Raw genomic sequence first — 12,975 nt, 5'->3', positions numbered from 1 at the left:
AGAAGTACGCAAAAAAGAAGTTCACGTTGATCACAGATTCACTGTAGCACGCCCCGTCGCCGATGGCTGTGGGGCTGGGGCAACGATCGCTCAGGCGGTCCCGCCGACCGTCAGGCCGTCGATGCGCAGCGTGGGCTGGCCGACACCGACCGGCACGCTCTGGCCTTCCTTGCCGCAGGTGCCCACGCCGCTGTCGAGCTGCAGGTCATTGCCGATCATCGACACGCGGGTCATCGCGTCGGGGCCGTTGCCGATCAGGGTCGCGCCCTTGACCGGATAGAGGATCTTGCCCTTCTCGACCCAGTAGGCCTCGCTGCCCGAGAACACGAATTTGCCGCTGGTGATGTCCACCTGCCCGCCACCGAAGTTGACCGCATACAGGCCGCGGTCGATCGAGGCGATGATCTCCTCGGGCGAGCGATCGCCCGCCAGCATGTAGGTGTTGGTCATGCGCGGCATGGGCAGGTGCGCGTAGCTCTCGCGCCGGCCGTTGCCGGTGGGTGCGGTCTTCATCAGCCGGGCGTTCATCGAATCCTGGATGTAGCCCTTGAGGATGCCGTCCTCGATCAGCACGTTGCGCTGGCTGGCATGGCCTTCGTCGTCGACGTTGAGCGAGCCGCGGCGATCGGCGATCGTGCCGTCGTCGAGCACCGTCACGCCCTTGGCCGCCACCCGCTCACCGATGCGCCCGGAGAAGGTGCTCGAGCCCTTGCGATTGAAGTCGCCCTCCAGGCCATGGCCCACGGCCTCGTGCAGCAGCACGCCGGGCCAGCCCGGGCCGAGCACCACGGTCATCTCGCCGGCCGGAGCCGGGCGACTGTCGAGGTTGACCAGCGCCATCTGCACGGCCTGGTCCACATAGCCTTCGATGACCTCGTCGCTGAAGTAGGAGAAGCCGAAACGCCCGCCGCCGCCCGAGGAGCCGACCTCGCGGCGCCCCCCCTGCTCGGCGATCACCGTCAGCGACAGACGCACCAGCGGACGCACGTCGGCCGCCAGCGTGCCGTCGGCCCGCGCGACCATCACCACGTCGTACTCGCCGGCCAGGCCGGCCATCACCTGCACGATGCGCGGATCGCGGGCACGGGCGCGCTTCTCGATGCGCTCCAGCAGCGCCACCTTCCGCGTGCTGTCGAGCGTGGCGATCGGATCCATGCTGGCGTAGAGCACGCGGCTGGACGCCACCTTGCGGGGCGTGTCCAGCTTGATGCGGCGGCTCTGACCGGCCGAGGCGATGCTTCGCACGGTGCGTGCCGCATCGAGGATCGCCGCCTCGGAGATGTCGTCGGAATAGGCGAACGCGGTCTTCTCGCCGGCCACGGCACGCACGCCCACGCCCTGGTCGATGCTGAAGCTGCCGCTCTTGACGATGCCCTCCTCCAGGCTCCAGCCCTCGCTGCGGGTGTACTGGAAGTACAGGTCCGCATCATCGACCTTGTGGGCCGAGATCACGTTGAGGGCCTGCGTCAGGTGGGACTCCACCAGACCGTAGGGTTCCAGCAACAACTGGCGCGCGATGGCCAGACGTTCGAGGGTGGGTTCGCGAGAGATCATGGCCACCATTCTAGGGAGACATCGCCCGCACCGTGCGACAGGGACTCGCGACACAATCGACGCATGGCAGATCTCGGCCCCTCGGGCGATGCAGCACCCTCACCACCGGACGGCGGGGCGCCCGACCGCTGGGTCGCCCACCTCGACATGGACGCGTTCTACGCGTCCGTCGAACTGCTGCGCCGCCCGGAACTGCGCGGGCAGCCGCTGGTCATCGGCGGGCGGCGCGCCGTGATCGCGGGCCGCCCGGGCGACTGGCCGCGCCTGCGCGACTACACCGGCCGCGGCGTCGTCACCACGGCCACCTACGAGGCCCGCGCGCGGGGCGTGTCCTCCGGCATGGGCTTGATGAAGGCCGCCGCGCTCGCCCCCGATGCCCTGCTGCTGCCGGCCGACTTCGACGAGTACCGGCGCCTGTCGACGGCCTTCAAGCAGGCGGTGGCCGAACTGGCGCCGGCCATCGAGGACCGTGGCATCGACGAGATCTACATCGAGCTCACCGGCCTGCCCGGCGTGGCCGATGCGGTGGCGCACGACCCGCTGGGCGGCCTACGGGCGCTGGTGCAGGACATCAAGAACCTGGTGCGCGAGCGCACCGGGCTGAGCTGCTCGGTCGGCATCGCGCGCAACAAGCTGCTGGCCAAGATCTGCAGCGACCTCGACAAGCCCGACGGGCTGACGCTGCTGACCCCGGCCGAGATCCCGACCCGGCTGTGGCCGCTGCCGGTGCGGCGCATCCAGGGGGTCGGCCCGAAGGCCGGCGCCCGGCTCGAGGCCATGGGCATCCACCGGATCGGCGACCTCGCGGTCACGCCCCTGGACGCGCTGGCCGCCCCCTTCGGCGCCTCGCAGGCGCGCTGGCTGCACGACGCCGCCAACGGTCGCGACGAGCGCCCGGTGGTCACCTACAGCGAGCCGGTGTCGGTCAGCCGCGAGACCACCTTCGAGCACGACCTGCACCCGAAGACCGACCGGGCTGCGCTGAGCACGATCTTCACCGACCTGTGCACCCGCGTCGCGCAGGACCTGCAGCGCAAGGGCTACCGGGGCCGCACGATCGGCATCAAGCTGAGGTTCGACGATTTCCGCACGGTGACACGCGACCACACCCTCGAGGCGGCCACGGCCGATGCACGCAGCATCCGGGAGGCCGCCGGCCAGTGCCTGAAACGCATCCTGCTGAGCCGGCGCCTGCGCCTGCTGGGCGTGCGGGTGGGCAATCTGGAGCGGCTCGATGGCCAGCCGATGGTGATGCGGACCGCCATCCCGGCCCCCTCGGTCAGCCAGGCCGGAACCACCGCATCGAGCAGGCCCGGCCACGGACCGGAACGCCATCCGCGCCCGGCCCGGGCCCGGGTCGACACGGACACCCTGCCGCTGTTCGGCGCCGACGAGGACAGCGACCTGCAGCGCTGAAGGCCACCCGGCGTGCCGCGGGTCACTCAGCGGCGGATCGCCTCGCGGGTGGGCAGGCGCCAGAGCCAGCAGGCCACGCCCAGGCACACCAGCGCAGGCAGCCAGCGCAGCCGGGTCATCACCAGGGCGGCGGCCACGCAGCTCACGGCCATCATCACGATGGCCAGCTGCTTGGCCCGCAGCGGCAGCGCGCGGTGCTCGCGCCAGTCACGGATGGAGGGGCCGAAGCGGGGGTGCTCCAGCAGCCAGCGCTCGCAGCGCTCGCTGCCGCGGGAGAAGCAGGCCGCGGCCAGCAGCACGAACGGGGTGGTCGGCAGCAGCGGCAGGAACAGGCCGACGAAGCCCAGCACCAGGCTCACGCCTCCGAGCACGAGCCAGCCGCCTCGCACGAGCTGCGCACGTCGGGAGGCCATCATGCGAAGGCTTTCATGGGGGAGGAGGCGACGTGCCCGACCGGGCCCGGTGACGAGGGCGCACGGCAGGTGCATGGTGTTGGTGCCGACTATCCGAATCGAACGGATGACCTACTGTTTACAAGACAGTTGCTCTACCAACTGAGCTAAGTCGGCACGGGATGGCTGGACCGGCGTGATTGTATCGGGCTCGTGCGGAGCCGATCCCTCACGCCGGCTGCATCATTTCACGCGCTTGAGCGAAGGGCGTCCGCCGGCGGCCGGGCCGGCCGGGGGCGTCGGCGCGTCATCATCGGGGGCGGCATCGTCGGTCGCCTCGGACACCACCGGCTCCGGCGCCAGGCGCAGTCCGGGCGACGGCACGCTGGTGGGCAGCGACGACACGTTCGAGCCGGCCACCGGCTCCGACGCCGGCGGGCGAGCGCCCTGCTCGGCATCGGGCACCGGATCGGACGGGGCCGGGAAGGCCATGCCCTGCCCGTTCTCGCGGGCATAGATCGCGATGACATGGTCGATCGGCACGACGATGTCGCGCGAGGTCCCGCCGAAGCGGGCCTTGAACTCGATCACGTCGTTGCCGATGCGCAGCCCGCTGGTGGCCTCGAAGCCGACGTTCAGCACGATTTCACCGTTCTTGACGTACTCCATCGGAACCCGCACGCCGGCATCGACGTGCACCGCCACGTAGGGGGTGAAGCCATTGTCCGTGCACCAGTCGTGCAGGGCACGGACGAGGTACGGACGGGTAGAGGTGCCCTGGGTGTCGGGCGGGACGGACGTCGGCATCTTCGGATCTTACTTGCGCATGACCTTTTCGGACGGCGTCAGTGCCTCGATGTAGGCCGGGCGCGAAAAAATGCGCTCGGCGTACTTCAGCAGCGGTGCCGCGTTCTTCGACAGGTCGATGCCGTAGTAGTCCAGGCGCCACAGCAGCGGGGCGATGGCCACGTCGAGCATCGAGAAGTCGTCGCCCAGCATGTACTTGTTCTTCTGGAAGATCGGCGCGAGCTGCGTCAGGCGGTCGCGGATCTGCGAGCGGGCCTTGTCGAGCTGCTTGTTGTCGGCCTTGGTGCCGCTGCGACCTTCGAGCGTGTTCACGTGCGTGAACAGCTCCTTCTCGAAGTTGAACAGGAACAGGCGCACGCGGGCACGCGCGACCGGGTCTCCCGGCATCAGCTGGGGATGCGGGAAACGCTCGTCGATGTACTCGTTGATGATGTGCGATTCGTACAGGATGAGCTCGCGCTCGACGAGGATCGGCACCTCGTTGTACGGGTTCATCAGCGCGATGTCATCGGGCTTGGCGTACAGGTCGACGTCGCGGATCTCGAAGTCCATGCCCTTTTCGAAGAGCACGAAGCGGCAGCGATGCGAGTAGGGGCAGGTGGTCCCAGAGTAAAGCACCATCATGGCTGGGGTTGCTCCTTCTATAGGTCTTGGGTCTTGAAAACAAAACGGCGCAGAGGCGGAGAACCGCCACTGCGCACCACCATCGACCGGATCAGGTCGACGATTTCAGCATCACTTGATGTCTTTCCAGAACGCCGCGTTCAGGCGCCAGGCGATGAAGGTCAGGATCGACAGGAACAGCAGCACGATCACGCCCAGCTGCACCCGCAGGCCGGCGGCCGGCTCGCCCATCCACTGGAGGAAGGCGACCAGATCGGCCACGGCATTGTCGTACTCCTGGGCCGACAGCTTGCCCGGGGTGACCTGCTCGAAGGACTTGAAGACATGAACCGTCTTGGCCGGGTCATGCGCATCCTTCTCCTCGGCATACACCGCACGGCGCACGCCCTGCAGTTCCCACAGCGCATGCGGCATGCCCACGCTCGGGAAGGCCAGGTTGTTCCAGCCCGTCGCCTTGGTCTCGTCGCGGTAGTAGGTGCGCAGGTAGGTGTAGAGGTAGTCCGCACCGCTGCCCTGGTGACCGGCACGCGAGCGGGCGATCAGCGTCAGGTCCGGCGGGGTCGCGCCCAGCCAGTCCTTGGCCTGCTTCGGATCGATCGCGGCCTGCATGGTGTCGCCGACCTTGGTGGTCGCGAACATCAGGTTGGCCTTGATCTGCTCTTCGGTCAGGCCGATGTCGCGCATGCGGTTGTAGCGCATGAACGCCGCCGAGTGGCAGTTGAGGCAGTAGTTGACGAACAGCTTGGCACCGTTCTGCAGGGCGGCCGTGTCCTTGACCTTCTCGACCGGGAACTTGTCCCAGGCGATCGTGTCGCCCGCGGCGTGGGCCACGGGGGAGATCAGGGCCAGCCCGAGGGCCAGGCTGGTGATCAGATGTGCGAAGCGCTTGATCATGATGTGATGACTCCTTGCTCTTGCGCTGCGCTCAGTGGGCCGAGAACGTCACGCGGTCGGGGACCGGCTTGAATTCACCCAGCTGGGTCCAGACCGGCATGAGCAGGAAGAAGCCGAAGTAGAAAAGCGTGCCGATCTGGGCGATCAGGGTGCCGATGTCCGAAGGCGGCTGGATGCCCAGGTAGCCCAGGACCACGAAGAACACCACGAACACGCCGTACAGCGCCTTGTGCCAGGTCGGGCGATAGCGGATCGACTTGACCGGGCTCTTGTCCAGCCAGGGCAGGAAGAACAGCAGCACGACCGCGCCACCCATGACCACGACGCCCCAGAACTTGGCGTCGAAGGTCTTGAGCAGGCCGACGGCGACCACGGCACCCACCAGCACGGCCAGCTTGGCCTTGCCGGGCAGCTTGCCCTTCAGGAACACCAGCACCGCCGACAGGCCGACGATCACCGACAGCACGTTGATCATCACGTCGGTGGTGGCACGCAGCATCGAGTAGAACGGCGTGAAGTACCACACCGGAGCGATGTGCAGCGGGGTCTTCAGCGCGTCCGCCGGGATGAAGTTGTTGTACTCGAGGAAGTAGCCCCCCAGCTCCGGCGCGAAGAAGACCACCGCGGTGAAGCACATCAGGAAGCCCGACACGCCCAGCACGTCGTGCACGGTGTAGTACGGGTGGAAGGGGATGCCGTCGAGCGGGCGGCCCTTGGCGTCCTTCTTTTCCTTGATCTCGACACCGTCCGGGTTGTTCGAGCCCACTTCGTGCAGCGCGATGATGTGCGCGACGACCAGGCCGATCAGCACCAGCGGCACGGCGATGACGTGGAAGCTGAAGAAGCGGTTCAGCGTGGCGTCCGACACCACGTAGTCACCACGGATCAGCAGCGCCAGATCCGGACCGACGAAGGGCACGGCGGCGAACAGGTTCACGATCACCTGGGCGCCCCAGAAGGACATCTGGCCCCAGGGCAGCAGGTAGCCCATGAAGGCTTCGGCCATCAGCGCCAGGAAGATCGCGCAGCCGAACACCCACACCAGCTCGCGCGGCTTGCGGTAGGAGCCGTAGATCAGGCCACGGAACATGTGCAGGTAGACCACCACGAAGAAGGCCGAGGCGCCGGTCGAGTGCATGTAGCGCACCAGCCAGCCCCAGGGCACATCACGCATGATGTATTCGACCGAAGCGAACGCGAGGCTCGCGTCCGGCTTGTAGTGCATCACCAGGAAGATGCCGGTGACGATCTGGATCACCAGCACCAGCAGGGCCAGCGAGCCGAAGAAGTACCAGAAGTTGAAGTTCTTCGGCGCGTAGTACTCGGAGAGGTGCTCCTTGTACATCTTGCTGGCCGGGAACCGGTTGTCCACCCAGTTCAACAGCTTGACTGCGGCGGGCGCGTTCGCAGGAGCTTCCTTGAATTCAGCCATGATGTCCTCGGTGCTTGGTCAGGCCTTCTTGTCTTCACCAATGATCAGCTTGGTGTCGGACAGGAACATGTGGGGCGGCACCTCGAGGTTGTCGGGCGCGGGCTTGTTCTTGAACACGCGACCGGCGATGTCGAAGGTGGATCCATGGCAGGGGCACAGGAAGCCGCCTTGCCAGTCGTCCGGCAGGGACGGCTGCGGGCCGGCCTGGAGCTTGTCCGAAGGCGAGCAGCCCAGGTGCGTGCAGATGCCCAGCACGACCAGGTACTCCGGCTTGATCGAGCGGTGCTCGTTCTTCGCGTAGTCGGGGATCGGGTAGGCGGTGCGCTCGGAGTTCGGGTCCACCACCTGAGGATCGGTCTTCTTCAGCGACGCGATCATCTCGGGGGTGCGACGCACGATCCACACCGGCTTGCCGCGCCATTCGACGGTGATCTTTTCACCCGGCTTGATGCCGCTGACATCGACTTCCACCGGAGCACCGGCCGCCTTGGCCCGCTCGGACGGGGTGAATGTGCTGACGAAAGGCACTGCGGTCGCGATAACACCGACACCGCCGGCACAGCCCGACGCGATCAACCACGTCCGCTTCGCCTGGTCGACTTGCTGGTCACTCATGTGAATCCTCGGGGAAAAGATGATCCGGTCTTGAAGGTAGGCAACCCGCGATTCTAGCCGAGTGAACACCGGGTTTTGCCCCGACCCGACCTCCCGGAGCCTGTGCGGCACCGCTCGCACAGCCCAAAAAACAACATCCGCTGTAAGGTTGACAGCAGCAAGACCTGATGAATACTGCACACCACGCACCGCCAAGGTGCTGCCCGGGCGCTCCCGGGCGCCCAACCACCAACGAAATCGAGGAGTACCCCATGGGAATGATGAGCGAATTCAAGGAATTCACCCTCAAGGGCAACGTGATGGATCTCGCCGTCGGCGTGATCATCGGCGGCGCCTTCGGCAAGATCGTCGACTCGCTGGTCGGCGACGTGATCATGCCGATCGTCAGCAAGATCTTCGGTGGACTGGACTTCAGCAACTACTTCATTGCGCTGGCCGGCCAGACGGCCACCACGCTGGTCGAGGCCAAGAAGGCCGGCGCGGTGCTGGCCTATGGCAACTTCATCACCATCGCGCTGAACTTCGTCATCCTGGCGTTCATCATCTTCACGATGGTCAAGGCGATGAACCGCATGAGGCGCGAGGAACCCGCGGCGCCGCCGGCCCCGCCCGCGCCGCCGGCCGAGGACATCGTGCTGCTGCGCGAGATCCGCGACGCCCTGGGCAAGCGCTGACGCGCCGCGGCCGCAGCCCGGCCACACCACCATGAAGAAGGCGACCCGAGGGTCGCCTTCCCGCTTTCAGCGGCCGCCGGCCGGCGTGCTCAGCGGGACAGCACCTTGGCCATCGCCTCGGCGGTCGCCTCGACGTTGCCGCTGTTGAGCCCGGCCACGCACATGCGACCCGAGCGCACCAGGTAGACGCCGAACTCCTCGCGCAGCACATCGACCTGCTGCGCGCTCAGGCCGGTGTAGCTGAACATGCCGCGCTGGGTGACGAAGTAGCTGAAGTCACGGCCCGGCACCCGCGCGCTGAGCACCGCGTGCAGGCGCTGGCGCATGGCCTGGATGCGGCTGCGCATCTCGCCCAGCTCGGCGCTCCACGAGGCGTGCAGGCCGGCGTCGGCCAGCACGCGGGCGACGATCTGGCCGCCGTGGGTCGGCGGGCTCGAGTAGTTCTTGCGCACCGCGACCTGCAGCTGGCCGATCACCAGCTGCGCCTCGGCCAGCGTCGGGCTGACCACGCTGAGGCCGCCTACCCGCTCGCCATAGAGCGAGAAGCTCTTCGAGAAGCTGTTGGCCACCAAGAACGCCAGGCCGGCGTCGGCCAGCGCACGCAGCGCGAACGCGTCCTCGTTCACGCCATCGCCGAAGCCCTGGTAGGCGATGTCGACGAAGGGGATCAGCTCCCGCTCGACCAGCACCGGGATCAGCGCCGCCCACTGCGCCGCACTGAGGTCCACCCCCGTCGGGTTGTGGCAGCAGGCATGCAGCAGCACGATGCTGCGCCGCGGCAGGCCGCGCACCGTCTCCAGCATCGCGTCGAACTTCAGTCCGCCGCCCACCGGGTCGTAGTAGGGATAGGTGTCGACGGCGAAGCCGGCGCCTTCGAAGATCGCGCGGTGGTTGTCCCAGGTCGGGTCGCTGACCCAGACGCCGGAGGCGGGGAAGTACTTCTTCAGGAAGTCGGCACCGACCTTGAGCGCGCCGGAGCCGCCCAGCGTCTGGATCGTGACGGCCCGCCCGCTGGTGACGGCCTCGTGTCCGGCGCCGAACAGCAGCTGCTGGATCTGCTCGCGCAGGTTGGCCGCGCCGGTCATCGGCAGGTAGCCGCGCGGGCCGATGGACTGCAGCATGCGCGATTCGGCCTCGCGCACGGCCGCCATCACCGGCAGCCGGCCGGCGTCGTCGAAATAGATGCCGATGGACAGGTTGATCTTGCCCTGGCGCGGGTCCTTCTGGAAATTCTCGTTGAGCGTGAGGATGGGGTCGCCAGCGTAGGCATCGACGTGTTCGAACATGACAGCTCCTGATCAGGAACGCAATTATCAGGTCCGGCCGCCCGGGCCCCCTGTTGCAGCCCCACGCCACCCTGCAATGGGGGTGGCCGGCGCCTTGACCCCAGGGCGGCCAGATTCAACAATTTTGCATGCCTGTGTCCTCACTCTTCCACGCCCACCGCAGCCGCCGTGTCTGCCTGCATGGTTTCAGCGAGTTCGAGAGGGCGACGCTGGACAGCTACTTCCGGCTCGCCGGCGGCCCGATGCACGACTACCAGCTGGTCGACACGCTGGAGGGCTGCGAGCTGATCATCGCCAACGCCGATGCGGCGCAGGCGCTCTACACCATCGGCCGGGCCGGCCGGGTGCGCGACACGCTGTTCGTCGGCGGCGGCTCGGTGCCCTCGAGCTGCGCGGCCCACCTGTCCCGCCCGATCGACGTGATGCAGATCCGCCGGGCGCTGGAGCACATCGAGCGGCGCCGCACCAGCAGCGCCCGCCCCCCGGCACGCCCCAGCGCCCACATGCGCCAGATGGCCCAGGAGGACCTGAGCGTCCAGGACTTCCACAGCAGCTCGGGCTTCAGCAACTCGGTGCTGCTCGAGAGCGAGGCGCGACTGGACGACGTGCTGGTGGTCACCAGCAGCCCGGCCGAACGCAGCATGCTGCGCCCCAGCCTGAGCCGCTTCGGCTACCGCATCACGCTGGCCACCACCGCCGACGAGGCCCTGGTCTGCGCACGCCAGCAGTCCTTCGCCTTCATCTTCCTGGGCATCGACCGCAACGGCCTGAACAGCCTGCACATCGCGCGGCGGCTGCGCCGCAGCCACCAGCAGGCCCACGGGACGTCGGGCGCCCGCGCCCCGGTGCTGGTGGTGCTGTCGAGCCAGTCCGGCGCGATCAGCCGCATCCGGGCGACCTTCGCCGGCTGCGACGCCTACCTGCCGGTGCCGCTGGAGGCATCCGACCTGCAGCAGCTGCTGGCCCGCCACGACTCGACCTTCGAGCGGGTGTTCGAGCCGACCGCGCCGATGCCCTGCTGAAGCGCGCCGGGGCCGGCCCTCAGGCCCGATCCTGCCAGGCGGCGAGCAGGGTCGCGGCCAGGATCATCGCCCCGCCCAGCATCAGCGCGGGCGACCACGGCTCGCCGGCGATCCACAGCGCGGAGCACGAGGCGAAGAGCACCTCGGTGGGCATGACCACCGCAGTGACGTTGGCCGACAGGCGCGAGGCGCCGTACTGCAGCGCCAGGTTCGACAGCATGAACAGCAGCGACAGGCCGGCCACCGGCAGCAGCCAGCCCAGCGCCGGCTCGGGCGGCCAGTGCATCGGCTCGGCCAGGCCCAGCGCGCCGGACGAGCCGGATGCGGCCACCCCCAGGCAGGTGACGCAGCCGCCGACGAACATGGCCAGCGCACGGCTCGATTCCGGCCGGTCCGTCGCCCGGCGCAGCATGACGTTGTTGAGCGCGAACGTCATGCCGCCGAGCACGCCCAGGCCATCGGCCAGCGACAGCCCGCGTGCCGGTCCGTCCCCGTCCCCGAGCAGCACGACGGCCGCGCCGCCCACCGACAGCAGCAGGCGCAGGCCGATCCCGGCGTGCGGGCGCTCGCCGAGCAGCCACCAGGCCAGCAGCATCGCCCACAGCGGCATCAGGTAGAACAGCAGCACGACACGCGCGACCTCGCCGATCGTCACGCCCCAGTTGAAAGCCGCGTTGGTGGCGCCGGAGGCCAGCGCGATGACCCACAGCGAGGGCGACGCCAGCAAGTGGCGCCAGGCCGAGGGCTGCCAGAACGAGAAGACCAGCACCGCCGCGGCGAACACCAGCGTGGTCGCCCACAGCGGGTGCAGGCCCAGCTGCATCAGCGAGCGGAACGGCCACCACGACACGCCCCAGGTCGCCGCGTTGAACAGCAGCGCCAGCACCGCCAGCCCGCGGCCGGCACGAACCATCGGGCCCATCGGGGTCAGTGCCCCTCGTCGCGGGCGAGCTGCAGCAGGCGGTCGACCTCGGCCTTGTGCACCACGGTGTTGTTCTGGTGCCAGCGGCGGATCAGCCACATCGTGCCGGCCACCAGCAGGCCGAAGATCGTGATCGCGCCGAAGGCCGACAGCCCCACCTTGGTCAGGCCGCTGTAGAGCGCGCCCAGCGCGAGGATGCAGGCCTGCTCGTTGAAGTTCTGCACGGCGATCGAGCGCCCGGCGCCCATCAGGTTGTGACCGCGGTGCTGCAGCAGCGCGTTCATCGGCACCACCAGGTAACCGCCGACCCCCCCCAGCAGGATCAGGAAGGGAGCAGCCACCCAGACGTTGCTGATGACGTTCATCACGATGACCAGCAGACCCATCATGATGCCCAGCGGAATCACCGAGGTCGCCCGGTCGAGCTTCATCGCCACCGACGCGACGACCGCGCCGACCGCCGTGCCGACGGCCACGACCCCCACCAGCGACGAGGCCTGGGTCGTGCCATAGCCCAGGGCCGCCGCGGCCCAGGCCAGCACGATGTAGCGCAGATTGCCCGACACGCCCCAGAACAGCGTCGTCGTGGCCAGCGAGATCTGGCCCAGCTTGTCTTCCCACAGGCGGGCGTTGCAGTGGCGGAAGTCGTTGATCAGCGTCAGCGGCTGCAGCGACAGGAACTGCAGCGGCGCGTCGGTGCGCGGGATGCGCAGGTTGAAGACCGCGGCGATCACGTAGAGCGACACCAGGCTGGCGATGGCCGCCTCGGCCGGGCTGTCGATGCCCAGGTCGACCCCCGGCAGGTCCACGCCCAGCAGCCACTGCGACGCGTGCGGGCCCACCAGCTGGCCGCCCAGCAGCACGCCCAGGATGATCGAGGCGATCGTCAGGCCCTCGATCCAGCCGTTGGCCTTGACCAGCTGCGACGGCGGCAGCAGCTCGGTGAGGATGCCGTACTTGGCCGGCGAGTAGGCCGCCGCCCCCAGGCCCACGATGGCGTAGGACAGCAGCGGGTGGGTGCCGAACAGCATCATCAGGCAGCCCACCACCTTGATGCTGTTGGAGAAGAACATGACCTTGCCCTTGGGCACCGCGTCGGCGAAGGCCCCGACGAACGGCGCCAGGATGACGTAGAACAGCGCGAACATCGGCACCAGCGCCGCACGCTGCCACTCGTCGGCCCCCGACGTGCGGAGCAGTTCGACCGCTGCGACAAACAAGGCGTTGTCTGCCAGCGAGCTGAAGAACTGCGCTGACATGATGGTGAAGAAACCTTTTTTCATCCGCGGCTCAGAGAGGAACATCACCCCGGCCCCAGCATCGATGCGACGAGGGCT

The 12,975-nt window shown here is 68.1% G+C and carries 13 protein-coding genes and 1 tRNA gene; 3 read left to right on the top strand and 11 right to left on the bottom strand.

Annotation, left to right across the window (positions count from 1 at the left end; all coding sequences use genetic code 11):
• Positions 1 to 90: 90 nt before the first annotated feature.
• Positions 91 to 1,554: a metalloprotease TldD gene (tldD, locus tag C7444_RS08905; protein ID WP_110400487.1), complete on the bottom strand. Its 1,464-nt coding sequence runs from the start codon at positions 1,552 to 1,554 to the stop codon at positions 91 to 93.
• A gap of 63 nt (positions 1,555 to 1,617) precedes the next feature.
• Here tldD and dinB point away from each other — a divergent pair, with 63 nt between their 5' ends.
• Positions 1,618 to 2,970, top strand: a complete 1,353-nt coding sequence (gene dinB / locus C7444_RS08900) for a DNA polymerase IV (protein WP_110400486.1) — start codon at positions 1,618 to 1,620, stop codon at positions 2,968 to 2,970.
• A gap of 26 nt (positions 2,971 to 2,996) precedes the next feature.
• On the opposite strand, the gene C7444_RS08895 is transcribed toward dinB, so the two are convergent.
• From C7444_RS08895 to petA, 7 genes are all read right to left on the bottom strand, one after another.
• Positions 2,997 to 3,386, bottom strand: a complete 390-nt coding sequence (locus tag C7444_RS08895; RefSeq protein ID WP_110400485.1) for a YbaN family protein — start codon at positions 3,384 to 3,386, stop codon at positions 2,997 to 2,999.
• Between the two features lie 77 nt (positions 3,387 to 3,463).
• Positions 3,464 to 3,539 (bottom strand) — tRNA-Thr (locus C7444_RS08890).
• Positions 3,540 to 3,605: 66 nt separating this feature from the next.
• A complete protein-coding gene (locus tag C7444_RS08885; protein ID WP_110400484.1) occupies positions 3,606 to 4,169 on the bottom strand; it encodes a ClpXP protease specificity-enhancing factor in 564 nt (187 codons plus the stop codon).
• Positions 4,170 to 4,178: 9 nt separating this feature from the next.
• Complete coding sequence (locus C7444_RS08880) at positions 4,179 to 4,793, bottom strand: glutathione S-transferase N-terminal domain-containing protein (protein WP_110400483.1); 615 nt, start codon at positions 4,791 to 4,793, stop codon at positions 4,179 to 4,181.
• Between the two features lie 111 nt (positions 4,794 to 4,904).
• Positions 4,905 to 5,687, bottom strand: a complete 783-nt coding sequence (locus C7444_RS08875) for a cytochrome c1 (RefSeq protein WP_110400482.1) — start codon at positions 5,685 to 5,687, stop codon at positions 4,905 to 4,907.
• A gap of 31 nt (positions 5,688 to 5,718) precedes the next feature.
• Positions 5,719 to 7,119: a cytochrome b gene (locus tag C7444_RS08870; protein ID WP_110400481.1), complete on the bottom strand. Its 1,401-nt coding sequence runs from the start codon at positions 7,117 to 7,119 to the stop codon at positions 5,719 to 5,721.
• Between the two features lie 18 nt (positions 7,120 to 7,137).
• Positions 7,138 to 7,734, bottom strand: coding sequence for a ubiquinol-cytochrome c reductase iron-sulfur subunit (petA, locus tag C7444_RS08865; RefSeq protein WP_110400480.1), 597 nt, complete (start codon positions 7,732 to 7,734; stop codon positions 7,138 to 7,140).
• A 251-nt stretch (positions 7,735 to 7,985) separates the two neighbouring features.
• Here petA and mscL point away from each other — a divergent pair, with 251 nt between their 5' ends.
• Positions 7,986 to 8,408, top strand: a complete 423-nt coding sequence (mscL, locus tag C7444_RS08860; protein ID WP_110400479.1) for a large conductance mechanosensitive channel protein MscL — start codon at positions 7,986 to 7,988, stop codon at positions 8,406 to 8,408.
• 89 nt (positions 8,409 to 8,497) lie between these two features.
• Here mscL and C7444_RS08855 read toward each other — a convergent pair whose 3' ends face one another.
• Positions 8,498 to 9,694 carry an amino acid aminotransferase gene (locus C7444_RS08855; RefSeq protein ID WP_110400478.1) on the bottom strand — a complete coding sequence of 399 codons (1,197 nt, stop codon included), beginning with the start codon at positions 9,692 to 9,694 and terminating at the stop codon, positions 8,498 to 8,500.
• Positions 9,695 to 9,822: 128 nt separating this feature from the next.
• On the opposite strand from C7444_RS08855, the gene C7444_RS08850 reads away from it, so the two are divergent.
• Complete coding sequence (locus C7444_RS08850) at positions 9,823 to 10,716, top strand: response regulator (RefSeq protein ID WP_110400477.1); 894 nt, start codon at positions 9,823 to 9,825, stop codon at positions 10,714 to 10,716.
• Between the two features lie 19 nt (positions 10,717 to 10,735).
• Here C7444_RS08850 and C7444_RS08845 read toward each other — a convergent pair whose 3' ends face one another.
• Together C7444_RS08845 and lplT are read right to left on the bottom strand one after the other, a co-directional pair.
• On the bottom strand, positions 10,736 to 11,629 hold the full coding sequence (locus tag C7444_RS08845) for a DMT family transporter (protein ID WP_110400525.1): 894 nt from the start codon (positions 11,627 to 11,629) through the stop codon (positions 10,736 to 10,738).
• Positions 11,630 to 11,643: 14 nt separating this feature from the next.
• Positions 11,644 to 12,921 carry a lysophospholipid transporter LplT gene (gene lplT / locus C7444_RS08840; protein ID WP_110400476.1) on the bottom strand — a complete coding sequence of 426 codons (1,278 nt, stop codon included), beginning with the start codon at positions 12,919 to 12,921 and terminating at the stop codon, positions 11,644 to 11,646.
• Between the last annotated feature and the right edge of the window lie 54 nt (positions 12,922 to 12,975).

Origin of the sequence: Sphaerotilus hippei, from assembly GCF_003201595.1 — a bacterium.
Lineage (GTDB): Bacteria > Pseudomonadota > Gammaproteobacteria > Burkholderiales > Burkholderiaceae_C > Sphaerotilus > Sphaerotilus hippei.
This window is presented reverse-complemented; position numbering and strand designations above follow the sequence as displayed.

What these genes read in the sequence shown, in the direction of transcription:
- C7444_RS08895 (WP_110400485.1), bottom strand. Translation starts at nt 3,386, where the DNA reads ATGATGGCCTCCCGACGTGCGCAGCTCGTGCGAGGCGGCTGGCTCGTG.
- C7444_RS08885 (WP_110400484.1), bottom strand. Translation starts at nt 4,169, where the DNA reads ATGCCGACGTCCGTCCCGCCCGACACCCAGGGCACCTCTACCCGTCCG.
- C7444_RS08880 (WP_110400483.1), bottom strand. Translation starts at nt 4,793, where the DNA reads ATGATGGTGCTTTACTCTGGGACCACCTGCCCCTACTCGCATCGCTGC.
- mscL (WP_110400479.1), top strand. Translation starts at nt 7,986, where the DNA reads ATGGGAATGATGAGCGAATTCAAGGAATTCACCCTCAAGGGCAACGTG.
- C7444_RS08870 (WP_110400481.1), bottom strand. Translation starts at nt 7,119, where the DNA reads ATGGCTGAATTCAAGGAAGCTCCTGCGAACGCGCCCGCCGCAGTCAAG.
- tldD (WP_110400487.1), bottom strand. Translation starts at nt 1,554, where the DNA reads ATGATCTCTCGCGAACCCACCCTCGAACGTCTGGCCATCGCGCGCCAG.
- C7444_RS08850 (WP_110400477.1), top strand. Translation starts at nt 9,823, where the DNA reads ATGCCTGTGTCCTCACTCTTCCACGCCCACCGCAGCCGCCGTGTCTGC.
- lplT (WP_110400476.1), bottom strand. Translation starts at nt 12,921, where the DNA reads ATGAAAAAAGGTTTCTTCACCATCATGTCAGCGCAGTTCTTCAGCTCG.
- dinB (WP_110400486.1), top strand. Translation starts at nt 1,618, where the DNA reads ATGGCAGATCTCGGCCCCTCGGGCGATGCAGCACCCTCACCACCGGAC.
- petA (WP_110400480.1), bottom strand. Translation starts at nt 7,734, where the DNA reads ATGAGTGACCAGCAAGTCGACCAGGCGAAGCGGACGTGGTTGATCGCG.
- C7444_RS08845 (WP_110400525.1), bottom strand. Translation starts at nt 11,629, where the DNA reads ATGGTTCGTGCCGGCCGCGGGCTGGCGGTGCTGGCGCTGCTGTTCAAC.
- C7444_RS08855 (WP_110400478.1), bottom strand. Translation starts at nt 9,694, where the DNA reads ATGTTCGAACACGTCGATGCCTACGCTGGCGACCCCATCCTCACGCTC.
- C7444_RS08875 (WP_110400482.1), bottom strand. Translation starts at nt 5,687, where the DNA reads ATGATCAAGCGCTTCGCACATCTGATCACCAGCCTGGCCCTCGGGCTG.